Annotated in this window: 23 protein-coding genes and 1 tRNA gene; 16 read left to right on the top strand and 8 right to left on the bottom strand. The window is 48.3% G+C overall.

Annotated elements, in window-relative coordinates:
• The first annotated feature begins 63 nt into the window (after nt 1-63).
• From A4V09_RS12495 to A4V09_RS12420, 16 genes are all read left to right on the top strand, one after another.
• On the top strand, nt 64-1404 hold the full coding sequence (locus A4V09_RS12495; protein WP_065542644.1) for an ABC transporter substrate-binding protein: 1341 nt from the start codon (nt 64-66) through the stop codon (nt 1402-1404).
• Between the two features lie 61 nt (nt 1405-1465).
• Nucleotides 1466-2362, top strand: coding sequence for a carbohydrate ABC transporter permease (locus tag A4V09_RS12490; protein ID WP_065542643.1), 897 nt, complete (start codon nt 1466-1468; stop codon nt 2360-2362).
• A 4-nt stretch (nt 2363-2366) separates the two neighbouring features.
• Complete coding sequence (locus A4V09_RS12485; protein ID WP_242963826.1) at nt 2367-3215, top strand: carbohydrate ABC transporter permease; 849 nt, start codon at nt 2367-2369, stop codon at nt 3213-3215.
• A gap of 28 nt (nt 3216-3243) precedes the next feature.
• On the top strand, nt 3244-4419 hold the full coding sequence (locus A4V09_RS12480; RefSeq protein ID WP_065542642.1) for a Gfo/Idh/MocA family protein: 1176 nt from the start codon (nt 3244-3246) through the stop codon (nt 4417-4419).
• Between the two features lie 9 nt (nt 4420-4428).
• Nucleotides 4429-5508 (top strand): Gfo/Idh/MocA family protein, encoded by a 1080-nt coding sequence (locus tag A4V09_RS12475; protein ID WP_065542641.1) that lies wholly within the window; start codon nt 4429-4431, stop codon nt 5506-5508.
• A gap of 14 nt (nt 5509-5522) precedes the next feature.
• Nucleotides 5523-6518 (top strand): Gfo/Idh/MocA family protein, encoded by a 996-nt coding sequence (locus A4V09_RS12470; RefSeq protein WP_065544762.1) that lies wholly within the window; start codon nt 5523-5525, stop codon nt 6516-6518.
• Nucleotides 6519-6649: 131 nt separating this feature from the next.
• Nucleotides 6650-7312, top strand: a complete 663-nt coding sequence (locus A4V09_RS12465) for an HAD family hydrolase (RefSeq protein ID WP_065542640.1) — start codon at nt 6650-6652, stop codon at nt 7310-7312.
• Nucleotides 7313-7344: 32 nt separating this feature from the next.
• The gene (locus A4V09_RS12460; RefSeq protein ID WP_065542639.1) at nt 7345-8616 is read left to right on the top strand and encodes a diaminopimelate decarboxylase; all 1272 of its coding nucleotides are present in this window, start codon (nt 7345-7347) and stop codon (nt 8614-8616) included.
• Nucleotides 8617-8787: 171 nt separating this feature from the next.
• Nucleotides 8788-9939, top strand: coding sequence for a radical SAM/SPASM domain-containing protein (locus tag A4V09_RS12455; protein WP_065542638.1), 1152 nt, complete (start codon nt 8788-8790; stop codon nt 9937-9939).
• Complete coding sequence (locus tag A4V09_RS12450) at nt 9927-11789, top strand: cache domain-containing sensor histidine kinase (RefSeq protein ID WP_065542637.1); 1863 nt, start codon at nt 9927-9929, stop codon at nt 11787-11789. Before A4V09_RS12455 ends, A4V09_RS12450 begins: the two co-directional genes overlap by 13 nt.
• Nucleotides 11777-13336, top strand: a complete 1560-nt coding sequence (locus A4V09_RS12445) for a response regulator transcription factor (protein ID WP_065542636.1) — start codon at nt 11777-11779, stop codon at nt 13334-13336. The genes A4V09_RS12450 and A4V09_RS12445 overlap by 13 nt, the downstream gene beginning before the upstream one ends.
• A gap of 186 nt (nt 13337-13522) precedes the next feature.
• On the top strand, nt 13523-14848 hold the full coding sequence (locus A4V09_RS12440; protein ID WP_065542635.1) for an ABC transporter substrate-binding protein: 1326 nt from the start codon (nt 13523-13525) through the stop codon (nt 14846-14848).
• A 44-nt stretch (nt 14849-14892) separates the two neighbouring features.
• Nucleotides 14893-15795 carry a carbohydrate ABC transporter permease gene (locus A4V09_RS12435; protein WP_065542634.1) on the top strand — a complete coding sequence of 301 codons (903 nt, stop codon included), beginning with the start codon at nt 14893-14895 and terminating at the stop codon, nt 15793-15795.
• A 14-nt stretch (nt 15796-15809) separates the two neighbouring features.
• Nucleotides 15810-16673 (top strand): carbohydrate ABC transporter permease, encoded by an 864-nt coding sequence (locus A4V09_RS12430; protein WP_084043574.1) that lies wholly within the window; start codon nt 15810-15812, stop codon nt 16671-16673.
• A 15-nt stretch (nt 16674-16688) separates the two neighbouring features.
• Nucleotides 16689-18050: a sulfatase family protein gene (locus A4V09_RS12425; RefSeq protein WP_065542633.1), complete on the top strand. Its 1362-nt coding sequence runs from the start codon at nt 16689-16691 to the stop codon at nt 18048-18050.
• A 42-nt stretch (nt 18051-18092) separates the two neighbouring features.
• Nucleotides 18093-20105 (top strand): beta-galactosidase, encoded by a 2013-nt coding sequence (locus A4V09_RS12420; RefSeq protein WP_065542632.1) that lies wholly within the window; start codon nt 18093-18095, stop codon nt 20103-20105.
• Between the two features lie 121 nt (nt 20106-20226).
• Here A4V09_RS12420 and A4V09_RS12415 read toward each other — a convergent pair whose 3' ends face one another.
• The 8 genes from A4V09_RS12415 to A4V09_RS12375 all read right to left on the bottom strand — a co-directional run bounded on the left by A4V09_RS12415 (nt 20227) and on the right by A4V09_RS12375 (nt 25070).
• Nucleotides 20227-21363: a hypothetical protein gene (locus tag A4V09_RS12415; RefSeq protein WP_065542631.1), complete on the bottom strand. Its 1137-nt coding sequence runs from the start codon at nt 21361-21363 to the stop codon at nt 20227-20229.
• A gap of 1 nt (nt 21364) precedes the next feature.
• Nucleotides 21365-22240 (bottom strand): ABC transporter ATP-binding protein, encoded by an 876-nt coding sequence (locus A4V09_RS12410; protein WP_065542630.1) that lies wholly within the window; start codon nt 22238-22240, stop codon nt 21365-21367.
• Nucleotides 22228-22980 carry a hypothetical protein gene (locus A4V09_RS12405; RefSeq protein WP_065542629.1) on the bottom strand — a complete coding sequence of 251 codons (753 nt, stop codon included), beginning with the start codon at nt 22978-22980 and terminating at the stop codon, nt 22228-22230. Before A4V09_RS12405 ends, A4V09_RS12410 begins: the two co-directional genes overlap by 13 nt.
• A complete protein-coding gene (locus A4V09_RS12400) occupies nt 22973-23554 on the bottom strand; it encodes an RNA polymerase sigma factor (RefSeq protein WP_065542628.1) in 582 nt (193 codons plus the stop codon). Before A4V09_RS12400 ends, A4V09_RS12405 begins: the two co-directional genes overlap by 8 nt.
• A gap of 87 nt (nt 23555-23641) precedes the next feature.
• Complete coding sequence (locus A4V09_RS26810; protein ID WP_408606836.1) at nt 23642-23851, bottom strand: 4Fe-4S binding protein; 210 nt, start codon at nt 23849-23851, stop codon at nt 23642-23644.
• A gap of 4 nt (nt 23852-23855) precedes the next feature.
• Nucleotides 23856-24251: a BlaI/MecI/CopY family transcriptional regulator gene (locus A4V09_RS12390; RefSeq protein ID WP_065542626.1), complete on the bottom strand. Its 396-nt coding sequence runs from the start codon at nt 24249-24251 to the stop codon at nt 23856-23858.
• A gap of 366 nt (nt 24252-24617) precedes the next feature.
• Nucleotides 24618-24833, bottom strand: a complete 216-nt coding sequence (locus A4V09_RS12380; RefSeq protein WP_018596279.1) for a hypothetical protein — start codon at nt 24831-24833, stop codon at nt 24618-24620.
• Between the two features lie 164 nt (nt 24834-24997).
• Nucleotides 24998-25070: transfer RNA gene (locus A4V09_RS12375), tRNA-Ala, on the bottom strand.
• Nucleotide 25071: the final 1 nt, after the last annotated feature.

The following is a 25071-nucleotide window of genomic DNA, read 5'->3' as shown; positions in this document are numbered from 1 at the left end:
AAGCTATAATAGATTTTAGAAAGAGGGCAGGGAGACAAACCTGTGAAATGGAGGAAAAGAGTTATGAATAGAAAAAAGATCGCATTATTTCTGACAATGACTGTTCTTGGGACAACCGTTCTCAGCGGATGCGGGGCCACCGGGGAGAGTAAAGAGACATCTAAAAAAGAAGAGACAGGTGACGGCAGGATTAATTTGTCCATTGCCTGGTGGGGAAATGAGACACGCCATGAATATACCCAGGAACTGCTGGACGCGTATACAGAAGAGCATCCAAATGTAACATTTACAGCATCGCCCACATCGTGGGACGGGTACTGGGAAAAGCTGGCTACACAGACGGCGGGGGGGAGCTGCCCGGACATCGTACAGATGGATTACTCCTACATCATTACATATGCCCAGAACAAAACACTGGCGGACCTGCAGAAATTCGTAGATGACGGGACCATTGATGTGAGCAGCGTGGAGGAATCTCTGGTGAAATCAGGAAACATAGGGGGAACCCTGGCCGGCATTCCCTTATCCACTTCCATGGCTACCATAGGATACAATCCGGATGTACTTAAAGAGGCCGGACTGGAAGTTCCGGATGCGGACTGGACCTGGGAGGATTTTTCCAATATCTGTAAAACAGTAAAGGAAAAGACGGGAAAAACGGGTCTTGCCAACAACTATGGGGACTGCCTTATCTTTAATTACTGGGTCCGCCAGCACGGTGAGGTGTTGTTCCGTGAAGACAACACTGCGCTTGGATATGAGGATGACCAGATACTCGTTGATTTTATGGATCTCCATAAGGATTTAGTAGATGCAGGTGCAATGGTGACCCCGGACGAATGGACCCAGAGCAGTGCCAATCCTGAGGAGGCAAGACTTGTGCCAAAGAATGAGGCTGCCCTGGTATTTGGTTCCAATACGATCGCCAACATGGTGAAGACAGTCAACGATAAAATCGGATTGATCACACCGCCGATGAATGACGAGGGCACAAAGGCCCTCTGGTTAAAACCTGGTATGTATTTTTCGATTTCTGCATCCTCCTCTGATGAAAAGCAGAAGGCAGCAGCCGAATTTGTAAACTGGTTCCTGAACAGCGAGGAGGCCGGCGGAAAAACCGGAACAGACAGAGGGATTCCCGCCTCCTCAAAAGTACGTGATGCCCTAAAAGAAGGAACCATCGGAAACATTGACCAGAAGGAAAAAGAGATGTTCGATTATTACGACGTGGCGGCCTCTGTATCAGGGGAATGCCCGCCTCCCGACCCGGAAGGTACATCGGAGATCAATAAAGTGTTCCAGGATGTGATGAATCGTGTATTTTATGGACAGATGACATCTGAGGAAGCTGCAGCTTCTTTCAGAGAGCAGGTAAACAAGATACTGGCAAAGAATAAAAATTAAGGGATGGAAAAACAGGGGAGGGTATACGTCCCGCCCCTGTCCAAAGAAAAAGGAGAATTACATGAGACATAAAAAGAAAAGTGCGAATGTGCTGGGATACTGCCTGATCTCTCCATGGCTGATTGGATTTTTTGTCATGTTCCTGATTCCCATGTGCATTTCTTTATATTATTCTTTTACAGATTATAATCTTTTAAGTGAACCAAACTTTATTGGAATCCAGAACTATGTGAGGATGTTCACAGATGACCCTGACTTCTGGCAGGCATTAAAGGTGACTTTTGTATATGTACTGATACTGGTTCCCTGCCGGCTGGCATTTGCCCTGCTGGTTGCCATGCTTTTGAATGCCAAGAGGAGAGGCGGGGGGATTTACAGGACCTTGTATTACATTCCATCCATCATAGGCGGAAGTATAGCGGTATCCATTGTGTGGAAACAGCTTTTTGGAAATAACGGTGTGGCCATGTCCCTGCTTGCCCTGGCAGGCATTGACCAGAAAGTATCGTTCATCGGAAATCCTGACACAGCGCTTGGAACCTTGGTCCTTCTTGGGGTCTGGCAGTTTGGTTCTTCCATGCTGATATTCCTGGCCGCTTTAAAACAGGTTCCTGCCAGCATCTATGAATCGGCCAGTCTGGACGGGGCCGGAGGACTGCGCAAATTTTTCAAGATCACACTGCCCATGATAAGCCCTACGATTTTCTTTAACCTGATCCTTCAGATCATCAACGGGTTCCGGGCATTTACCGAGGGGTATGTGGTGACAAACGGCGGTCCTATGGACAGCACGCTGTTCTATGTGCTGAACTTGTACCGGAGGGCATTTACCTACTTTGATATGGGATACAGCAGTGCAATGGCATGGGTCCTGGTTCTGATCATCGCCTGCTTTGCCGGACTTGTATTCAAGTCCCAGGGGGCCTGGGTGTACTATGAATCGAAAGGGGGAGAATAGGGAAATGGTAAAGAAACATAAAAAACTGGGTACTTTTCTGTACCATTTTACGGCGGTCCTTTTGGGGTCCGTTATGATATACCCACTGCTCTGGCTCATTGCCAGCTCCTTCAAAGACAACAGTGAAATCTTCGTAAATGCATTTTCACTTATCCCGGAAAAGTGGGCCATAGCGGAAAACTATCAATCCGGGTGGAATGGAGTGGGTGGCGTATCTTTTGGAAAATTCATTTTCAATACCCTGACCGTCACCGTGATAGGTATAGTGGGATGTGTCATCACCTCCCTTCTGGCCGCCTACGCCTTTTCGAGGATTCATTTTAAAGGCTCTAAGTTCTGGTTCATATGTGTCATGATCACTATGATGATTCCCAACCAGGTAATGGTGGTGCCCCAGTATATCATCTTCAAGAAACTGGGACTGATCGACACTCTCGCGTCCCTGATCGCCCCCTGGTTCTTCGGAGGAGCATTCTTTATCTTCCTGATGATGCAGTTTTTCAGAGGGATTCCAAAGGAGATGGATGAGGCGGCGGAGATTGACGGCTGCAATAAGATGCAGACTTTACTCCATATTTTGATTCCTATGGTATCGCCGGCAGTGGTGACAGCATCCATCTTTTCCTTCTACTGGATTTGGCAGGACTTTTTCCAACCGTTGATCTTCATGACAGATCCGGACAAATATACGGTTTCTTTGGGGCTCAAGCTTTTCCTGGACCCCGAGTCGGCAAGCAATTACGGCGGTATGTTCGCCATGTCCTTTGTATCCCTGATCCCGGTCATTGTGTTTTTCATCTGCTTCCAGAAATATCTGGTGGAGGGAATGGCGACATCGGGGTTAAAAGGATAGGTCATATAAAGAGATAAGGAGAGAGGATATGATAAACGCAGCAGTTGTAGGAACAGGAAATATTTCAAATGAACATATAGGGGGCCTGTTGGCTTTCCCTGACAGATGTAAGATCGTGGCCCTGGTGGATATCTACCCGGAGAAGGCCCAGGCTGTAAAAGAGAAATACGGCCTGCACCATGCGCAGGTGTTCGACAGCCATGAAAAGATGCTGAAATCAGGCTTGGACATCCACCTGGTACATGTCTGCACACCGCCGTCCGCCCATGCCGGGATCGCCGTCCATTGTATGGATGCCGGAAAAAATGTACTGGTGGAAAAACCCATGGCTCCCAGCCTCAAAGAGTGCGACGCCATGCTTGAGGCAGAAAAGCGAAACGGTGTCACTATGGGCTGTATTGCCCAGAACCGTTTCCGAAACAGCATCTATAAACTGAAAAAAATGGCGGACAGCCATCTGGCTGGTAAAATCCGCTGCGCTCATGTCAATTCTCTGTGGTGGAGGGGACATAGTTACTATGATCTGTGGTGGAGAGGTACCTGGGAGAAGGAAGGCGGCGGACCGACCCTGAACCATGCAGTGCATCACATTGATATGATCAACTGGATTCAGGGCGGCCTGCCTGTGGAGGTCACATCCATGCTTGCCAATGTCATGCACGATAATTCGGAGGTGGAGGATCTGTCCTTCGCAGCCCTCCGTTACAGGGACGGCTCTGTGGCTCTGGTGACAAGCTCCGTGGTGCATCACGGGGAGGAACAGGGAATCACACTGCAGTGCGAGAATGGCAAACTGGCAGCTCCCTGGTCAGCCGCTGCGGAGACATCACAGGAAAACGGGTTTCCGGTGGAAGGGCACAACAAAGAACTGATGGAGCAGCTAAATGCTGCCTGTGATGCCATACCGGATCTGCAGTATGAAGGCCATACAGGTGAGATCGACAACGTGCTTCATGCCCTGGAAAACAAAAGCAGGCCTTTGATCACAGGTGAGGACGGCAGAAAGACAGTGGAGCTTATCACTGCCATCTACAAAGCCGGATTCCAGAAACGCACCGTGGCGTTGCCGATCACATCGGATGACGATTATTATACGTTGGAAGGGATACAGAAAAACGCAGTCCATTTTTATGAAAAGACAGGGTGCGTAGAAAATTTTACTGCATCCGATATCACCGTTGGAAATTATGTGGATGACAAGTAGGAGGGAAATATGGATAAGAGAGACGGAATGAACTATGCGCCAAAAGGAAAACCCCATCCGGTGGTGGAGAAAGGGGATTTCGTGTTCGCGGCGATCGGGCTGGACCATGGACATATCTATGGAATGGCCAACGGCCTTATTGAGGCCGGCGCATCCCTGAAGTGGGTGTATGACCCGGACCCTGCAAAGGTGGAGGCGTTTCTTGCTGCATATAAGGAGGAGGGGGCGCAGGCTGCCGGCAGTGAAGAGCAGATTTTTCATGACCCGGAAGTGAAAATGGTGGCATCTGCCTGCGTTGCCTCAGAGCGTGCCCCCCTTGGCGTCCGTGCCATGAAAGCGGGCAAAGATTATTTTGTGGACAAAGCCCCTCTGACCACACTGGAGCAGTTGGAGATGGTGAAGACTGCCATCGGGGAGACAGGAAAAAAATACATGGTGAGCTACAGTGAGCGGCTGCAGGTGGAGAGTGCGGTGTACGCGGGGGATTTGATCAAACAGGGCGCCATCGGAAGGGTCATCCAGGTCCTCGGCCTTGGACCCCATCTTTTAAATGCGCCGTCCAGACCAGATTGGTTCTTTGAGAAAGAGAAGTATGGCGGAATCCTCTGCGATATCGGCAGCCATCAGATTGAGCAGTTCCTGTATTACACCGGGGCCGAGGATGCGACGGTTGTGAACAGTGAGATTGGCAATTATGATCACCCGGAATATCCGGGTCTTGATGATTTTGGGGACGCCACTCTTGTGGGAGACAATGGTGCCATGGGATATTTCCGTGTGGACTGGTTTACCCCGGACGGGCTTTCCACGTGGGGAGACGGCCGTACTTTTATCCTGGGAACAGAGGGCTACATAGAGCTGCGCAAATACACGGATGTGGCAAAAGATGAGAATTGTGACCATGTTTTCTGGGTGGACAAAGAGGGAGAGCACTATATCAATGTGCATGGACAGGTGGGATTCCCCTATTTTGGGCAGCTCATTCTGGACTGCATCAACCGGACAGAGAATGCCATGACCCAGGCACATGCCCTGAAAGCCGCAGAACTGTGTGTCAAGGCACAGATGCTGGCCCGCAAGGTGAGATGAAAGAAGGTGTTTTCATGCTGAGGATCGGAATTGCGGGGCTGGGGGTCATATCAGCCAGCCATCTGGAGGCCATCGGAAGGCTGAAAGAGAAGGCAGTGATAGCCGCTGTCTGCGATATTGATACGATAAAGCGGGGAAAGGTGCCGGGAGCCGTGTTCTACACAGATTTGGAGACTATGTTGAAATGTGAGCGTCTGGACTGCCTCCATGTATGCCTTCCGCATCATCTCCATGTGCCTGCCGGGAGACTGGCTGCCCGCTATGGTGTCCATGTGTTCATGGAGAAGCCGGCGGGACTTGACGGGGAGGATGTGGAAAGCCTTATAGAAGACCAGGAATCCCAAAAGATCAAAATAGGCGTCTGCCTGCAGAACCGCTGTAACGAGACTACCAAAAAGATGCGGGAAATCCTAAGCAGCGGCAAATATGGGAGGCTGAGAGGCTGCAAGGCCATTGTCACCTGGGACCGCACCAGGGATTACTATACCAAAGACCCGTGGAGAGGAAAACGATCCGAGTCCGGCGGCGGCGTCATGCTGAGTCAGGCCATACATACATTGGACCTGCTGGAGTTGTTCTGCGGGAATCCAGTGTGGGTAAAAGGATTGGCGGGAAATCTGCTGCTGGAGGACATAGAAGTGGAGGATACCGCCTGCGCCCATATAGCATTTGAGGACCATGTAAGTGCTGTCTTTTATGGCACGGTGACCCATTGCAGCAATTCCAGCATTGAACTGGAAATCATTATGGAGGACGCTGTTTTCTGCATAAAGAACAACAGGCTCATCCGCCTGAAGAACCACCATGAGACTGTGCTGGCGTATGACAATATCCTGCCGGGAGGAAAAGATTATTACGGTTACAGCCATTACAATGCGATTCGTGAGTTCTATGAAGAACTGGAAGGCAGAAACGGCTCCCATACCAGGCTTCAGGAGGCTAAAAAAGTAAATGTGCTGATAGATAAGATCATGGAATCCGCAAAAAGCGGGAAGAAAGTCTATTTTTGATGATGGCAGACACACATTTATCCCAGTGCCCTATCGTTTGATCAGGCTCCCCAGTACATCTGGGGAGTTTTTGTGTTGCAAAATGCGGAAAAAACCGTTATGATAGTATCCGTACAAAAAGGAGCAGAACTATGGAGAAAAAAGAAATCCACGGTGTTGTCTTTGACATGGACGGCCTGATGTTTGACAGTGAGAGGATCGTAAAATACTCCTGGGATGTGGCGGGGGAGCGGATGGGATACGGGAAGCTGGGGGATAATATTTTTCATACCCTTGGTTTTAATGTAGACAAGAGAAAGCGCCACTTTAAAGATAAGTACGGGGAAGATTTCCCCTTCGGACAGTTCCGGGATGAATACAGAAAAGCATTCTGGGAGTATGAGAAGAAGAACGGCCTTCCGGCAAAGAAAGGGCTTCATGAACTTCTGGATGTGCTGGCACAGCGGGGGATTCCCATGGCAGTGGCAACCTCATCAAGCCACGAGTATGCAAAGAACAATCTGAAACGGGAAGGGATAACCGCATATTTTACGGCTGTCATCACAGGGAGTATGGTTTCCGAGGCAAAACCATCTCCTGAGATTTACCTGAAAGCCTGTGAAGCGCTGAAGGTCAGCCCAGCCCATGCCCTTGCCCTTGAGGACTCTTACAACGGCATACGTTCGGCCCACAAAGCAGGTATGATAACCATAATGATACCCGACCTGCTCACGGATTCCTCACCGGTGGACCAACTGCTGGACGGCAAAATGGAATCCCTGCTTGCCGTTGCCAGGTGGATTGAAAATTGCTGATATAAAAGAAATTACCAAAGGAGAAAGTTTCGATGGAGAAAAAAACATTTGTCACAAAAGAACAGTTGGATGAAATTGTAAAAAAATACCCGACGCCCTTTCACCTGTATGACGAGAAAGGGATCCGGGAGAACGTGAAGGCTGTGAAAGAGGCATTTTCCTGGAATGAAGGGTTTAAGGAATATTTTGCAGTGAAGGCAAATCCCAATCCGTTCCTGGTGGATATTTTAAGAGAATACGGCTGCGGCTGTGACTGCTCCTCCTACACAGAGTTGATGCTGTCCGAAGCCATGGGCTGCACAGGGGATGACATTATGTTCTCCTCCAATGACACGCCGGCAAAGGATTATGTGTATGCCAGCAAACTGGGAGCTGCCATTAATCTGGATGATTTCACACATATTGATTTCCTGGAAAAGACCTTGGGCGCTATCCCGAAACGCATTAGCTGCCGCTATAATCCGGGCGGTGTGTTTGAGATGGGAAACGGCATCATGGACAATCCCGGAGATGCAAAATACGGAATGACCACAGCGCAGATCTTTGAAGCCTTCCGCGTCCTGAAGGAAAAAGGCGCGGAGGAATTTGGGATCCATGCATTTCTGGCCAGCAATACGGTGACAAATGAGTATTACCCGGTGCTGGCAAAAGAGCTTTTCAAGCTTGCAGTAAAGCTGGAACAGGAGACCGGGGCAGATATTAAATTCATCAACCTGTCCGGAGGCGTGGGAATTCCCTATACTCCTGATATGAAGGCCAATGATATCCGCGTGATCGGAGCAGGCGTGAAAGAAGTATATGAGGAAGTATTGGTGCCTGCAGGTATGGGAGATGTGGCGATCTATTCAGAGATGGGACGCTTTATGATGGGCCCGTACGGCTGTCTGGTAACCAAAGCCATTCATGAAAAACATACTCATAAGGAGTATATCGGTGTGGATGCCTGCGCAGTGGATTTGATGCGCCCTGCTATGTACGGTGCATATCACCATATCACCGTCATGGGAAAAGAGGACAAACCCAGTGATCACAAATACGATATTGCAGGTTCCCTGTGCGAGAATAATGACAAATTTGCAGTTGACCGCATGCTGCCTGAAATCGAAAAAGGTGACTTGCTGGTTATCCATGACACAGGTGCACACGGCTATGCCATGGGATATAATTATAATGGAAAACTAAAATCCGCGGAGATCCTTCTGAAAGAAGACGGCAGCACACAACTTATCCGCCGCGCGGAGACGCCGAAAGATTACTTTGCCACCCTGGATTGTTTTGATATTTACAGCAAACTGGATCAATAAGAGAGAGACTGCCCCAGTCCGGAGACAAGCCGGACCGGGGCGTTTTTTTATCCAAATATAGTTCAAAAACTGTCAAAGATAACCTATTGTCCCTGCTTTTTACAAAGGATATACTAAATGATATATATGAAAAAATACCCATATTCTGTGGAAAAATAAGGAGAAAACAATATGGTTGATACACTGCACTTACTCATAAAACCTGCATCCGGAAATTGCAATATGAGATGTTCCTACTGCTTTTATGCGGACGAAGCCTGCAGCAGGGAAATTCAATCCTATGGGATCATGGAGTTGGATACTGCGCAGACGCTCATAGAAAAGGCCTTGGACTATGCGGAAAAACGCTGCACCTTTACTTTCCAGGGAGGGGAACCTACCCTTGCAGGGCTATCTTATTACAGGGCATTTACAGAGATTGTCAAAAAAAACAATAAAAAGAAAATACAGACAGAATATAACATCCAGACCAACGGATACAGGATGGGGGAGGATTGGTTTCCTTTTCTGAAGGAAAATAAATTCCTGGTGGGAATCTCCCTGGATGGCGGCAGGGACTGTCACGACCGTCTGCGCAGGGATGCGAAAGGAGAAGGTACCTTTAAACCGGTCATGAAAACCATCGCAGCGCTAAAGAAACATGGAATAGAGTTTAATATCCTCACCGTTGTGACGGGGTATTCTGCCGGACATGCACAGCGGCTGTATAGTTTTTTCAAAAAGCAGGGGCTTTACTGCCAGCAGTATATTGAATGCCTGGACCCCATTGGGGAGATACAGGGAACAGGCACTTACTCCCTGTCTCCTGAGAAATACGGCCTTTTCCTGAAAAGTTTGTTTGACTGCTGGTATCAGGATATAAAAAAGAAAGCAGGGAGGCCGTCAGAGGAGAAAAGTGTTTACATCAGGTATTTTGAAAATCTGGCGGCCATACTGAAGGGGCAGGCACCGGAGCTGTGCAGTCTGCGTGGCGTCTGTGGGATCCAGTGGGTAGCAGAGGCGGACGGCAGCCTGTATCCCTGTGATTTTTATGCCCTGGATGCATGGAGGCTGGGGAATATCAAGAATAATACTTTTGAGGAGATGGATGCAAAAAGAGAAGAGCTGGGATTTATCAGGGGGTCCAGGATACTGCCAAAAGAGTGCAGAGAATGCCCGTATCTGGTACTTTGCAGGAATGGCTGCCGTCGTTTGTGCAGAACGGAAAAACAGGTGGACGGCACGTATATAAGAGGAAAGAATTATTACTGTGAGGCATACAAGGCATTCTTTGCTTATGCCCTGCCTAGACTTCAGGAGATCGTACATATATGGGAAAGATAAAAAAGAAATTACAGAGCCTGGGCCTGGGACGGAAGATTCTTCTATCCAATCTGGTGTTATTTGTGGTGCCGTGTTTGATCCTCATGCTGCTGCTTTTTAACCTTGTGCAGACAGGCGCCAATGAGAGGCTGAACAGCTCTAAGATGGTGATCCTGAATCAGATAGACCAGAACATGGAGGACATGTTCCAGGACATTATATCATATACAAATTATTTTTACTGCAACCGGGAACTGAACCGGCTGATCTCCCTGAGGGATTTTCCGGCTCCTTATGATGAAATCGTGACACAGAAGCACATCCGCAGCTATTTCAGGGAGAGCCGGATTATCTACAGTAATATGGACTACAATATGCGCCTTCTCTGCGACAACGGAAAAAATTATTCCACAGAGGATGACGGAAGTGAAAACCTAGTTTATCCCAGGCTTGAGCAGCTTATGCAGGAGGATTGGTACCAACAACTGGGGGAGAATACCAGCAGCATCAAATACATTCCCGCATATGTGAGTGAGGAATTCCAGAAGACAGAGGACGGCAGCGCCATGCGGGCTGTGCGCCTTACTAAGAATCTGAACAGCGGCAGAGTGCTTGGGATCATGGAGGTCAATATACAGCAGAAGCAGATGAAAGACATCTTCCAGGGTGGTTTGGAAAAAGAAAGCCAGCAGGTTTTTCTGATGGACGGCACAGGGCGGATCCTCTGCAGTACAGAGGACAGCCTCACGCAGCAGAGGGTGGAGGAGAAGGGGTATCTGAGCAAACTGACAGGATATGACCACGGATATTTTTCCGCTGGGATGAACGGCCAGCCGGCTCAGGTTTCTTTTGTCACAAACGAGACAACAGGCTGGAAACTGGTGATGTATGAGGAGGAAAAAGGAGCGGTATGGGCCGGAAACCGTATTTTTGTCATGATTCTCCTGGTGGCTGCTGTGTATGTCCTGCTGGCTGTGTTTATGTCTGTATACAATTCCAGATATATCAGCGGTCCGCTGCAAAAGCTGAAGGCAGACATGAAAAATGTATACAGAGGGGACCTGACTGTGCGCACTCCGGTGGAGACAACCGATGAATTCGGTCAGCTGAGCCTGCAGTTTAATCAGATGCTGGAACGGATAGAAGAGTTGATCGTTAGGCTGGAACAGGAGGAGGAGGAGAAGCGGAGCCTGGAAATGCAGGCTTTGCAGGCGCAGATAAATCCCCATTTTTTGTATAATACCCTGGCATCCATCCGCTTTCTGGTAGAAATGGATATGGGGGACCGGGCAGACCAGTCCCTTCTGGCGCTGGTGAAACTGCTCAGAAGAACCTATTCTGACAAAAGAGAGCTGATTCCTGTCGCAGAGGAGATGGAATCCCTGAAAAATTACCTGGTCCTTATGGAAAACAGATATCAGGATACCTTTGTGTGGAACCTGGAGGTGTCCGCTGAGGCAGGAGACTGCCTGATTCCCAGGATATCCGTTCAGCCCCTTGTGGAAAATGCCATTGCCCACGGTTTTTGCCAAAAAGAGGATACAGGCCATATCCTGATCGAGGCCAGGGCAGAGGGAGGGATTCTTTTGGTCCGCGTGGAGGATGACGGAATCGGGGGCAATCTGGAATATATCCGTGAGGTTTTGGCAGGAAAGGAGGAAACACACACAAAAGAACAGTTCAGCGGAATCGGAATCCGAAATGTACAGAAACGCCTGCAGATCATTTATGGTGAGGAATACGGAATTTCAGCGGAGCACACTTCTGGAGGCGGAATGCGTTTTGACATCAGGATTCCCCACAAGGCTGTGCAGAAAGGTGTAAGGACTACAGGGCAGGAGGAGATGAGAGACATAAGATGCGGATTATAATTGTGGAAGACGAAGCAGTAACCCGTAGATGGGTGAGGAAAAAAATAGAGGAACTGGATATTAATTATCATGTGACAGGGGAATTTGCTAATGGAAAACAGGCCTTGGAATACTGCAGGGAGCATGAAGTGGAGGTGGTGTTTACTGATATCCGGATGGCAGTTATGGATGGTCTGGAATTTCTGGATGAACTGAAAAAAGAGAGGGTGGTACAGCCTTACAAAGTGATCCTGAGTGCTTATGATGATTTTCATTATGCCAGACAGGCACTGAAGACAGGGGCTCATGAATTTATACTCAAGCCTGAGATCACCAAAGAGGGATTGAAATCTATTCTGGAGGAGGCCAAGCGTTTTCTTGAAAAAAGCAGAGTGCCGGAAAATACTGCGGATTCCGGCTCCGGGGAAGCGCAGCAGAAAAATATAATACTGAAGCTGATAGAAGCTGACTGCAAAGAGAAACAAGAAATTCTTATCCGGGAAATGGGGGCGTACGGCATTTCTCTGAAAGAGAAGGGGATTGTTCTGCTTTCTATATCTCTGTCAAAACAGGAAGAAAAGTATGCGGCAGCGGAAGTTGCAGAACTTTTCATGCAGGAGGAACACATAGACGGTGTCTGCATCCCCATGGAAGACGGGGAGTATCTTCTTATCTATAATCCAGGCCTGCATATGGACCGGGACGTATTCGCAAAAAAGCTGGAGGCGCTTTTAGAGATGAATCTGGGGGCGGAGGTTTATATAGGGAGCAGCGCAGGGAAAGACGGTTTTTTACATCTTAGGGATAGGCTGAGACAGGCCAGGACAGCCAGGGAGAACCGTATCTTTTTCGGAATCCCGGGAATGCAGAGATATGAGACCATGTCGGTGAGCGCCGCTGCCGGGGATGGTGATTTATATTATGCTAAGGAGATGAAAGAGATTCTGGCAGCAGTGTCAGAAAATGATTTTGCAAGCGCTGAGGAGAAGATGAGAGGTGTCCTTCTGGATGCAGGAAGAAAAACCATGCTGCCCCCTGCCTACGTGAAAGCACTGTGCATTGAGCTACTGTCCTCCTGCATCCAGAAGGCCAGGACGTATGCCCTGACAGCAGCGGAAGAGGAGAAAGTCAGAAATACAGAAATGATGTTCAGCGAGCAGTTTGAGACATTAGACAGCCTGAGAAGCTGGATGTATGCCGGGATGGCCGGTATATGCAAAATCTGCAGAGAAAAGTGCAGCATAAACCAGTATTCGCTTCCGGTTCGGCAGATAATAGACCATGTGAAACAGAATTATAAACAGAAGATCTCCCTGGAAGAGGTATCGGTTCTGGTCCATTTAAATAAAAGTTATGTCTCTGTTCTTTTTAAAAAGGAGACGGGAGAGAAGTTCAGTGACTTTCTTCTACGAGTCAGGCTGGAGGAGTCCTGCAGGCTGCTGGCTGACACCAGAAAAAGCATACAGGAGATTGCAGGAATGGCCGGGTTTCCGGATGCGGCATATTTCAGCAGGGCTTTTAAGGAGCGGTATGGAAAGTCTCCTATGGAATACAGAAAGAGAATCTGAAAACCAGTCAAAAAATCCAAAGATAATCCATATTTTCCGCGGGCAGTCTGAGTAAAACCCAAAAGGCAGGGCTCGTGCAGGAAAACTGCAAAACACAGTACAAAAACAAGCGGACACGGTACATGGAAGTACAGCCCTGTTTTTCTTATACTGATCATAGAATAAAAAACAGGAGGAACTTAAAATATGAAGAGAAGAACAGCACTGCTGTGCGCGGTACTAATGGGAACAACTGCAGTCCTGGGCATGGCAGGATGCGGCAGCAAAGGGACAGAGGAGCTGGTGAAAAAAGAGGAGCAGACAACTTCTGATACCGGGAGATCATCAGGGGAGAAAACAAAACTGGTCTTTTTAAGAGGCGGGACAGAACCTGAGCGTAAAGCCTACTGGGAAAAGATGATCGCCGGTTTTGAAGAGGAGAACCCGGATATTCAGTTTGAGTATCAGGAATGTCCTTACGGAGATGACTTTGAGACGAAACTGAATACAGGATTTGCTTCCGGCACTGCCCCGGATATCATTAATTTCACCATGGCGTCTATGGGGACCAGGGTGCCCCTGGGACAGTATGCGGCACTGGATGAATATGTGGACAATTGGGAAGGCAGAGATGATTTTATGGAAAATGCCCTGAAGCTGGGCAGCATCAATGATAAGACATACGGAATCGCTGTATTTCCGGATCCCAGAATGCTGGCGTACAACAAGGAACTATTTGAGGAGGCAGGGCTTGACCCGGATACACCGCCTGCAACCTGGGAGGAAATGCTGGAAGACCACAAAAAACTGATTAAAAAAGATGACAGCGGCAATGTGGTACAGTCCGGGTTCGCCATGCCCACTTCCGGAACTTCCATGCAGCATTATATGTCTATCTTCATAGAGGAGAACGGTGTGAAGAACCTGGTGGATGAGGATAATGACGAAATCCTCTGCAACACAGACAAAGCGGTTGAAGCGGTAGAGTTCATGAAAGAGGTTGCGGATGCCGGAGTCATTCCCTTTGACTGTTCCAATTCCGAGCAGGACCCTTTCGGTATGGGAACCGCAGCTATGGGCATTGTGACGGATCAGACGTTTAAGCAGTTAAATGATGGCGCCCTGAAAGGAAAGATTGCGCTTGCCAGTCCGCTGAAAAACACACAGCAGGCAACCTTCTGCGGCATGAGCTTTCTGTTTATGAGCGGTGAGACACGGCATAAAGAGGAAGTATGGAAGTTTATTGAATATGTATCCAGCCCTGAGAGCATGTGGACGAGATATGAGGATCTGGGAACCACGCCGATCAGGGAATCCCTGAAAGATAAGTTTATTGAGCAGGACCCTGAGACAAATCAGGTCATCTATGATTCTATTAACTGCGGAACCGGGTCGCCGAAAGTGCCCTATGCCAATTCCGTTTACAATATTATCAATGAAGCTATGGAAAAAGTAATGTATGATGTGGAAAGTCCAAAGGCAGCCATGGATGCGGCAGCGGATAAGATACAGGAAGAAATAGACAATCAGTAAATTCTCAAAGAGGTACTAAATGCTGATAAAAAGGAGGAATTTACATGATGAAAAAAGCAAACGCCGTGAGAAAAAAGAACAGAAATGACAATTGTGCGTATCTTATGATTCTGCCGGCCTACTTCGTTTTCACAGTCTTTATCCTGGTACCCATTGGAGTTGTGATCTATTACAGCGTAACGAATTTTAATCTCTATTCACCGCCGGAGTTTGTGGGGATGAAGAATTACCTGAACCTGTTTAAAGATGCCGATTTTCTGGTATCTGTTAAAAATACATTGCTGTATACTCTGGGCACCTTGTTTCCCCAGTTGTTTCTGGGGCTTATGCTGGCAGTGATGCTGTACCGGAAGTCAAAGCTTATTCCCATTTTCAGAACAGCTTTTTACCTTCCAAATGTTATGTCCATGGTCTGCATGTCCATGGTGTGGCTGTGGATCTATGATCCCACCTTTGGCCTCTTAAACAGTCTGTTAAAAGTATTTGGATTATCCGCTAAGCAGTGGCTGCAGGACCCTAAATTGGCTATGTTCTGTGTGATCCTTATGAGTATCTGGAAGAGCTGCGGATACAGTATGGTGATCTTCCTGTCAGGCCTTACCTCCATACCGGATTCCCTGTATGAGGCGGCAAGCCTTGATGGGGCGGGGAGCCTTCATAAGTTTCTGCATATTACCTGGCCCCTGTTAAGACCCACCACCTTTTTTCTGCTCGTGACGGGAATTGTGAACAGCTTTTCTGTATTTGAACAGATTAATATCATGACAGCAGGCGGGCCTTTGAATAAGACCACGACCATTGTGCACCAGATTTACAGAAGAGGTTTCCTGGAATTTAAGATGGGTTATGCCAGTGCCCTGTCTGTTATGCTGCTGTTGTTTTCCGTGCTGATCACCGTGCTGGTATTCCGGTTTGGAAGCGGCGGGCAGGATGTGGATGTATCATAAGGAGGATAAAAAACGTGAAGAAAAAGAAGGTATATCACATACTCTGGATCATTCTCATGAGTGCGCTGACAATCCTAATGCTGGTACCCATTATAATGATGATCACAACAGCGGTTAAGCCCATTGAGGAAATCCGCTCTGCAGTATTTCACCTGCTGCCGCAGACCTTTACACTGGATAATTTTAAAGAGGCCATGAGCGCGGGGCCCTGGAATCTGTTTTTCAGAAATTCCCTGTTTATCACACTGGCCGCTGTGGTGTTCTCCCTGCTGTTTAATTCCATTGCGGGATATGCATTTGCCAGGCTTAGATTTAAGGGGTCAAAAGTGCTTTTTATGTTTCTCTTAATAGGGCTTATGATGCCGCCCCAGGTGACCATGCTCCCCACCTTCCTGATCATGGCAAAATTCCCGCTGATGGGGGGGAACAGCCTGTTTGGAGCTGGCGGAACAGGAATGATAAATACCTATGCCGGACTTGTGATCCCTCTTGTGGCAGGCTCTTTCGGCGTATTTCTCTGCAAACAGTTTTACGAGAATTTCCCCCAGTCCCTGGATGAAGCGGCAGAGATAGACGGAACCAACAAGTGGCAGACCTATTTTATGATATATCTGCCAAACTCAAAGGCGATCCTGGCTACCCTGGGACTGTTAAAAGGAGTTTCTGTGTGGAATGATTATCTCTGGCCTTTGATCATGACCAACTCTGAAAATATGAAAACCGTACAGCTTGCGCTTACCATGTTCAAGACAGACGGCTACATACAATGGGGACAAATGATGGCAGCCTCCGTGCTGGTGGTCATGCCCATGATCCTGCTGTTTCTATTCGCACAGAAATACTTTGTACAGGGCATCGTCACTTCAGGATTGAAATAGGAAGGAGAAAAATTAATGGAAAGGCCTAATATTATTTTTTATTTTACAGACCAGCAGAGGCATGACACGCTGGGGTGTTACGGGCAGAAGCTGGATATCAGTCCGAATCTGGATGCATTGGCAGAGGAGGGGGTGCTTTTTGAGGAGGCTTATACAGCCCAGCCGGTGTGCGGGCCATGCAGGGCATTGTTTCAGACCGGACAGTATCCCACAGCGATCCATTGCTTCCGCAACGCACAGCCTCTCCCTATGGATGTAAAAACGCTGGCCGATTATCTGGAGGAGGCCGGATATGAGACCGCTTATGTGGGAAAATGGCATCTGGCAAGTGAGAGGAAGGATTACGGCACTCCGCCCATTGTGGATTATGAGACAAGGGCAATCCCTCCGGAGAGAAGGGGCGGATACCGGGGATACTGGAGGGCAGCCGACCTTCTGGAATTTACATCCCACGGCTACGGCGGGTATGTATTTGACGAGAATATGCAGAAGTGTGAATTTAAAGGATACAGGGCAGACTGCATAACAGATTTTGCCCTTGATTTTTTGGAACAGTATGAGGGGGAAAAGCCGTTCTTTATGACAATCTCCCATATTGAACCCCATCATCAGAATGACCGGCAGTGTTATGAGGGGCCGGCAGGTTCAAAGGAACGGTTCCGGGATTTTGAACTGCCGGGTGACTTGGCGGCGCTTCCCGGGGATGCCAGGGAAATGTATCCGGATTACCTGGGGTGCTGCAAAAGCCTGGATGACAACCTGGGAAGGCTGGTAGAGAAGCTGAAAGAAAAAGGGATTTACAGGAACACGGTCATTATCTACAGTTCTGATCATGGGTCCCATTTCCGAACCAGAAACAGGGATGAGCATCTGTGCGGTGGAGATGATTACAAAAGATCCTGTCACTCTGCCTGTCTGCACGTGCCCCTGGTGATTTCGGGGCCGGGATTTCAGGGCGGCAAAAAAGTAGAGGAGCTGGTGAGCACTGCAGGGCTGCCAAAGACGATTCTGGCTGCAGCAGGAGTGGATGTGGGGGACGCCATGATAGGGGAGAATCTGAAAGAAATCGCAGATGGGAACCTGCAGCACCATACAGACCGGGTATTTGCCCAAATCAGCGAAAGCAGGGTGGGACGCTGCATCCATACAAGAGATTGGCTTTACAGCATACATGCTCCCGGGCTAGACGGCAGCTTGTACCCTTCCAGCGGCTATTATGAGGAAGATTTCCTCTATGATTTAAAAAATGACCCATATGAGTTGACGAATCTGGCAAAAGATGATAAGTATAGAGCTATCAGAGCGCAGCTTGCAAAGGAACTTCAGGAGGAGATGAAAAAGGCCGGGGAAGAGGTTCCGGTCATCGCACCTTCCTGATCAGGCTGCCTTGAATAAACCAGAAAGGACAGCAGTAAATATATGGACGAATTACTCTATGGCGTGGCATATTATGACGAATATATGCCTTATGACAGGCTGGAAAAAGATGTTGCAATGATGAAAAAGGCAGGAATCAATCTGGTAAGGATCGCGGAATCCACCTGGAGCACACTGGAACCACAGGATGGGGTGTTTGATTTTTACCATATTGACCGGGTTCTGGATGCCATGGAGGAGGCAGGTATCCACGTGATCGTGGGCACGCCTACTTATGCCATTCCGGCCTGGATGGAGAAAAAGCATCCGGATGTGATGGCAGTGACCAAACAGGGCCGGGGTATCTACGGGGCAAGACAGATCATGGACATCACCAACCGCCATTATTTGTTTTACAGTGAACGTGTCATAAGAAAACTGATGGAGCATGTGAAGGACAGAGCGTGTGTCATAGGCTATCAGATCGACAATGAGACAAAATATTACGGGACCGCAGGGGAACGCGTACAGGAGGCATTTACTGCTTATTTGAAAGATAAATTCCGGGGTGATGTGGAGGCGATGAACCGGGAATTCGGCATGAATTACTGGAGCAACGCCCTGCACTCCTGGGAGGATTTTCCCGATGTGAGAGGGACTATCAACGGCAGTCTGGGCTGTGAATTTGAAAAATTCCAGCGGGGCCTGGTGACGGAATTTCTGTCCTGGCAGGCAGCCCTTGTGGGGGAATATAAGAGGGAAGACCAGTTTGTCACACAAAACTTTGATTTTGAGTGGAGGAACCATTCCTTTGGTGTACAGCCGGAGGTAAACCATTTCCATGTATCCAAATGCCTGGATGTTGCAGGGTGTGATATCTATCATCCAACCCAGTCAAAGCTCACGGGGAAGGAGATCGCTTTTGGCGGGGATTTGACACGTTCCTTAAAGCAGGACAACTACTATGTGCTGGAGACCGAGGCTCAGGGCTTTACCCAGTGGGTGCCTTATGACGGACAGCTCAGGCTGCAGGCATTTTCCCATCTGGCAGGCGGAGCGGACTGTGTGGAATACTGGCACTGGCACTCCATCCACAATTCCTTTGAGACTTACTGGAGGGGGCTGTTAAGCCATGATTTTGCCGAGAACAAGACATATGGGGAAGCAGTGGTCATCGGAAATGAAATGAAGCGTCTGGGAAGCCATTTGCTCCATTTGAAAAAAGAGAATAAGGCTGCCATTATGGTGAGCAATGAAGCGCTGTCAGGTCTGAAATGGTTCCCGATCCAGGGCAGTCTGGAGCAGAAGAAATCCTACAACGATGTGGTGCGCTGGATTTATGATGCCCTTTATGAGATGAATGTGGAATGTGATTTTGTGTCACCGGAGGCGGAAAATCTGGAAGATTATAAGATGCTGATCCTTCCCGCGCTCTACTGTGTGCCGGAGGAGACGCTTGTCAGGATCCGGAGATTTACGGAGAACGGCGGATGTCTTCTGGGTACGTTCAAGACTGCTTATGCCAATGAGAATGTGAAAGTTTACCACGATTCCCAGCCTCATATCCTGTCTGAATGCTTTGGGATCCTGTATAATCAGTTTACATACCCGGAGGATACATACCTGGAAGGCAGGCTTTGCAGCAGAGAGGAGAAAGAGGGAGCAGAGGTATTCATGGAATGTATTCAGACAAAGGGGGCAGAGACGGTTCTTCGGTATGTGCATGACAACTGGGGCCAGTATGCCGCAGTGACAGAGAATACGTTCGGCAAAGGAAAAGCCGTGTACCTGGGATGCATGTTCAGCCCAAAACTGCTGAAAAAACTGTTGGAAGAACTTTTAAAAGACTGCCAGATCCATCCGAATCCAGGTTCCTGCGGATTCCCGGTCATTGTGCGGGGCGGCAGAAACCAAATGGGAAAACAGGTGTATTATTTCCTCAACTATTCCGGAGAGAAACAGGAGGCTGCGTGCCCGGAGGGAACATGGACAGAGCTGTTTTCAGGGGAGACCAAGAGGGCAGGGGAAACGTTGTTATTACAGAAATGGAACCTTTTGATCCTGGAAGAACAATAACCATTATATGACCATTTCGCGTACGAGTCCGGCTTGCCGGACTCGTTGTCTGTTGCATGGGAACGTACCAAAGACTTTTTGGGAACAGCGGCCATGCCTGGACGCGGGAACCCTGCAGAGCCTACTTTCCCACTTGATAGCGGCAGTATTTCCTGCATCCAAACAGGCAGGCGGAGACCAGAATAATGCCTGAGATCAGATAACTGCCTACACGGTAAGCAAAGGGCCACGAGGTCAGTTCATGGAACGGCAGGAAGAACGGAAGACAGTTGAACAGCATCCGGAGCAGCATTACGATCCTGCCGGGCCCCATTTCCACAAGGAAAACGGTGTAAAGGGCTGCAGGGAGCAGATAAGCGGCAGCGGACCACAGCAGAGTGGAAAAAGAGCTCTTTTTTACAGAGGAAATATACAGCGTTATGGCAGCGGTCACGAGAACTGAGAAAAGCCCTGCCAGCAGATAAACCAGCAGTACGGCACCGGTGGTCCTTTTGGGGTCGCCATTCCAAAATAGATTGCCTGTGATCAAGTCGGGAAAAGAAAGGCCTGCGCTGACCGCAAGGCCGTCGCTGCCGTAAATAGACAGAAAGGCTCCCGCCAGAAGCAGGGTAAACAGAAGGTATATGCCGCCTGCCCACGCAAATGCTGCAAGTATCTTGGCAGCCGCTGTCTTTGTCCTTCCGTTTTGTGTGGTCAGCAGAATTCCGGCAGCCTGTCCCGCGTACTCTTCCGAGAAGACAGGAGCACAGGAAATGATCACCAGCGCAGAGACGATCCAGAGGATCATCATATGCATTTCACTGAAGGTGTTGTCCCAGCCGCCGATATAGCCGTATACATATTCTCCGTTCATCATTTCCGCGGCATAATTGTCGTCCGTACCGGCAATGGCAGTGGGGACACCCTCCTGGGATCTGGAGTTGGAAAGGCGGGTGGTCACAAAGCGGCTGGTGGAATTGGCATAATAGCCAGGTGCAGTATCGCCTGTATCCAAATCATCATCATTTATATACCAGCCAAATTCTGCTATGACAGCCTCCGCCTTTTCCCGGGTCAGGGGGCCTGCGTAGCGGCGGGCGATTTCCCGGTTATATTGAATGGCGTCTGTTCTTCTCAGACAGGTACCGTTATCAAAAGCAAATTCTGTGCCAAGGACAGACATCTGAACATAGGCGGCCATGAATAAAAAGCCCAGCAGTGCTCCGGCTATAAGTATTTTCCTGGAACAGATTTTGTACAATTCATTTCGGAACAGCATATCAGCACACCTCCCTGTTTTCTGTGACATAGAGATAAGCGTCTTCCAGGTCAGGCTGTACTTGGCTGGCATGGGGAGAGGGACAAGTACGGGAGAGAATGCGCAGCCGCAGGTTTTCTCCTTCTGTCCTCACATTGCACACAGGGAATTGTTCCTGAATGGCTTCTGCCTCCTGGGGGGAGGCTGTAACTTCCCATACATGTCCGGAGGCCGTCTGGAGCAGAGCGTCCGGTGTCTGATCTTCTATGATCTTCCCCCTGCGCATGATCAGTATCCTGTCAGCAGCATTTGCCACATCCGACACTATATGAGTGGAGAGGAGCACCAGCCTGTCATGTCCCAGAGAGCTGATGATATTTCGGAAACGGATGCGTTCCTTTGGGTCAAGGCCTGCCGTGGGTTCATCCAGCAGCAGGATCTTCGGGTCATTGAGCAGCGCCTGGGCAATCCCCAGCCTTCGTATCATGCCTCCTGAGAGATGCTTGATTTTCCGCTTTTCCTCCTCCTGGAGCCCTGTAAGCTTCAGCATTTCCCTATATCGGGTCAGTGCTCGTTCTCTGGGAAGTGCTTTTAGGGATGCCAGATAGAGTAAGTAGCGTTTCACTGTGAAGTCGGGGTAATAACCAAAATCCTGGGGCAGATATCCCAGCAGGGTGCGGTAGGATGCCCCCATTTTATGGATGGAAATGCCGTCCAGTGTTACCGCCCCTTTATCGGGCATGAGAATACCGCAGAGGATGCGCAGTAGTGTAGTCTTACCTGCGCCGTTTTCCCCGAGAAGCCCGTATACACCGTTTTTCAGTGTGAAAGAGATATGGTCTGCGGCTGTCTTTTCTTTATAATGTTTTGTGACATTTTGTGCTTTTAATTCCAGCAAAATTCTTTACCTCCTGTGGTTAAACTGTAAAACAGCCTGTGCAGCTCTATGGCCAGAATCACAATTCCGGCTGCCAGTGCCATGGCCCATAGGGGCAGATAGAGGCTCTGGTACGCTTTTGGAAAGGCTGCGGGAAACAGGGAAAACAGGAAGACAAGCAAAAGGGTTCCGCTCAGGATCATTTTCTGGGAGGAGAGCCTTCTTGTTGACAACAGGAAAAAATAGCAAACATGGGAAAAAATAAATGGAACAAGCAGATACAGACAGAGGGCAAAAATGCTGTATTCTGTCTGATCCCGAATACCGAAAAGCAGCAGAGTCAGAATACATAAGTTTACACCCGCTGAAAAAAACAGTTTTACCGCCCAGATCTGTCCCAGGTTAAAGCAGCAGCTCTGTTCCAATTCTGCCATACGGCAGGAACGGCTTTTAGCCAGTTCCAGCACAGCCGCCAGACCCAGACCGGAGGAAAGGGCGCAGACAGGCGGCAGAATGTTTTCGCTGCCCTTTATCAAAGAACCAAAACAGGTCAGCAGGACAACCGCAGCGATCAAAAAGAAAGACTGTATGATCCAGTATTCCAAAGATATATAATGTATTTGGTCCAGCAGCAGCTTTGGCATGGAAATCTGTCTTTTCAGATTTAACGCGTCTATCTCAGCACGGACGGTTTTCAGGGAAGCTTCTTTTTTTTCCCGGTTTACGGGGATGCGTGGTACGGGTATTTTCATGTCAGCCATAAAAATCCTCCTTCCTTAATGTGCGCTTCAATTTGTCCATGCCCTGCTTCATCCGGGATTTCACCGTGGATGTACTGGTGCCGGTAATCTGCGCGATCTCTCTGTGCTTCAGGCCGTAGAGACTGTGAAGGACAATAACTTCCCTCTGGATATCCGGCAGTTTCATAAGCGCCTGCACCAACTGTCTGGAACGTTCTTCCCGGATAACAGCCCCCAGCAGATCGTCCTGTATCCCGGAGCTGTCAGCCCAACGGATGGCCGGATTTTCCGGGGCGGATTTTTCCAGAGGTGTAAAGGTAAGATGACGGTGGGAGACTGCTTCCCCGGTGAAATAGTCAAAACAGACATTTCTGGCTATGGTAAGAAGATAGCCTTTCAGGTTTTTATAACGGTAGTTGTCCACATAGCGGATGAAACGAAGAAAAGTTTCCTGCGCCAAATCATAGGAAAGATCGGGGTTGCCGGTCTGGTAACAGCAGAAGCGGTAAATGTCGTCGTAATATTTTTCCGCCAGCAGATTCAGGTATTCTTTTCTGCCGTTTTGTATTTCTTTGATCATTTTTCTGTCATCCATAGACTCCCCCCTTCCTGTCTTCCATTATATATAACCCGGAAAGGAAGAAAAAGGTTTTATTTTTTTACAATATCCTGTAAACGCGCTTCACAGTGCGGCACATGTTCTGGCGCATAAACCACAGCCAATGCATGAAGCTGTATCAAAGTAGCGAAAACGCTCATAATCGTTCCGGCATCGGGCAGAGGGGAATTGTACAATGAGGCTGGACAGGTTGCTTTTGAAGATTTGCTTGACGGTTAAGAGAAGCCCGATGATACCGCTGATAAAAATATTACAGATCAAAAAGTATATCATAAAATCAGCCATGCGAACCGCCCCCTTTCTTTGGACGTTTGGAAAGGAGGGAGCGAAGCGCGTTTATTTCTGTTTCGGACAGTTTACCGTTTTCAAGATAGGAAGACAGCATACTGGTAATGTCTCCATCATAGTAACGATCCAAAAAGGAGTCGCTTTCCTGATTGATGTATTTGCTCTCCTGTACTAACGGCGTATAAACAAATATCCTGCCCTGTTTTTCGTAGGATAGGACTCCTTTGGTTACGAGACGTTTGATCAGAGTCTGTATTGTCTTTGGACTCCAGGCTGTAGTTTGTAATAATTTTTCGGTTATCTCATTGGTATTGACCGGCGCATATTGCCATACGATTTTCATAACTTCGAATTCGGCTTCAGATATTTGCGGTAAGGCAGCCATGATAAATCCCTCCATAAATCTTACATGTGTAATAAAAGTATTATAGACAATATCATAATGCTTGTCAATTTCAAGAAGTTCATTATCTGCGGCTTTCTGGCCCCAGACTGCGGACAGGTCTGGGGGAGAGGGCAGGTACTGGGCAAAGTTGGATGCACGCCGGAGAATGAAAAATCTGCCAGCTTTATACCTCAGCTTTTGACTTAGGGTAACAGAAAATAAGCAGCATTAGTAAAAATAGGAATATCCCGTGGGGATCAAGTGCTGAAAGGTACCTGATCCTACGGGATATTCCTATTTTGGGGTAAAGGACTTAAAAATCGGTATTAACCGACAGCCCCCGGTTTATCTTAGCGTAACCTTTGTTTACTTAGTCATAACCCTGCAGCCGTTCACCGGCAGCTTGGGCAGGTATTCAAAATACCAGTTCTGCCGTTCACCGGAATATTTCAGTATGGCAGGTATCCACGCATTAGAGACCTGCACATACACATATTGTTCCGGATGAACGGGTATCTTCTTGCTGCCGCCATTCTCTTTGAGAACACAGGTACGGCCGTTATTCATTAAAGTTCCTATCATGTGTTAAGCCTCCTTTACTCTTTTTATAATAAGAGTATATATGGTAATTATGACCATTTCTTGGAAAAAATGTGAAGGGTTGGTGATATTTGTGTGAAAAGAGTAAAGTTTTTATGAAAAGCAGAAAAAATCCTGCTATTTTATGGGATGTGAAAAAGAAATTATGGAGATAGCGGGATTTGAACCCGTGACCTATACGTTGCGAACGTATCGCTCTCCCAGCTGAGCTATATCCCCA

It is taken from the genome of Blautia pseudococcoides (assembly GCF_001689125.2).
GTDB classification, from domain to species: Bacteria; Bacillota; Clostridia; order Lachnospirales; family Lachnospiraceae; genus Blautia; species Blautia pseudococcoides.
The sequence above is the reverse complement of the archived record's forward strand: the minus strand, read 5'-3'. Positions and strand labels throughout refer to the sequence as shown.

Excerpts from the sequence above, each read along its gene's own strand:
- A4V09_RS12495 (WP_065542644.1), top strand. The coding sequence starts at position 64 with ATGAATAGAAAAAAGATCGCATTATTTCTGACAATGACTGTTCTTGGG.
- A4V09_RS12490 (WP_065542643.1), top strand. The coding sequence starts at position 1,466 with ATGAGACATAAAAAGAAAAGTGCGAATGTGCTGGGATACTGCCTGATC.
- A4V09_RS12485 (WP_242963826.1), top strand. The coding sequence starts at position 2,367 with ATGGTAAAGAAACATAAAAAACTGGGTACTTTTCTGTACCATTTTACG.
- A4V09_RS12480 (WP_065542642.1), top strand. The coding sequence starts at position 3,244 with ATGATAAACGCAGCAGTTGTAGGAACAGGAAATATTTCAAATGAACAT.
- A4V09_RS12475 (WP_065542641.1), top strand. The coding sequence starts at position 4,429 with ATGGATAAGAGAGACGGAATGAACTATGCGCCAAAAGGAAAACCCCAT.
- A4V09_RS12470 (WP_065544762.1), top strand. The coding sequence starts at position 5,523 with ATGCTGAGGATCGGAATTGCGGGGCTGGGGGTCATATCAGCCAGCCAT.
- A4V09_RS12465 (WP_065542640.1), top strand. The coding sequence starts at position 6,650 with ATGGAGAAAAAAGAAATCCACGGTGTTGTCTTTGACATGGACGGCCTG.
- A4V09_RS12460 (WP_065542639.1), top strand. The coding sequence starts at position 7,345 with ATGGAGAAAAAAACATTTGTCACAAAAGAACAGTTGGATGAAATTGTA.
- A4V09_RS12455 (WP_065542638.1), top strand. The coding sequence starts at position 8,788 with ATGGTTGATACACTGCACTTACTCATAAAACCTGCATCCGGAAATTGC.
- A4V09_RS12450 (WP_065542637.1), top strand. The coding sequence starts at position 9,927 with ATGGGAAAGATAAAAAAGAAATTACAGAGCCTGGGCCTGGGACGGAAG.
- A4V09_RS12445 (WP_065542636.1), top strand. The coding sequence starts at position 11,777 with ATGCGGATTATAATTGTGGAAGACGAAGCAGTAACCCGTAGATGGGTG.
- A4V09_RS12440 (WP_065542635.1), top strand. The coding sequence starts at position 13,523 with ATGAAGAGAAGAACAGCACTGCTGTGCGCGGTACTAATGGGAACAACT.
- A4V09_RS12435 (WP_065542634.1), top strand. The coding sequence starts at position 14,893 with ATGATGAAAAAAGCAAACGCCGTGAGAAAAAAGAACAGAAATGACAAT.
- A4V09_RS12425 (WP_065542633.1), top strand. The coding sequence starts at position 16,689 with ATGGAAAGGCCTAATATTATTTTTTATTTTACAGACCAGCAGAGGCAT.
- A4V09_RS12420 (WP_065542632.1), top strand. The coding sequence starts at position 18,093 with ATGGACGAATTACTCTATGGCGTGGCATATTATGACGAATATATGCCT.
- A4V09_RS12415 (WP_065542631.1), bottom strand. The coding sequence starts at position 21,363 with ATGCTGTTCCGAAATGAATTGTACAAAATCTGTTCCAGGAAAATACTT.
- A4V09_RS12405 (WP_065542629.1), bottom strand. The coding sequence starts at position 22,980 with ATGGCTGACATGAAAATACCCGTACCACGCATCCCCGTAAACCGGGAA.
- A4V09_RS12400 (WP_065542628.1), bottom strand. The coding sequence starts at position 23,554 with ATGGATGACAGAAAAATGATCAAAGAAATACAAAACGGCAGAAAAGAA.
- A4V09_RS26810 (WP_408606836.1), bottom strand. The coding sequence starts at position 23,851 with ATGATATACTTTTTGATCTGTAATATTTTTATCAGCGGTATCATCGGG.
- A4V09_RS12390 (WP_065542626.1), bottom strand. The coding sequence starts at position 24,251 with ATGGCTGCCTTACCGCAAATATCTGAAGCCGAATTCGAAGTTATGAAA.
- A4V09_RS12380 (WP_018596279.1), bottom strand. The coding sequence starts at position 24,833 with ATGATAGGAACTTTAATGAATAACGGCCGTACCTGTGTTCTCAAAGAG.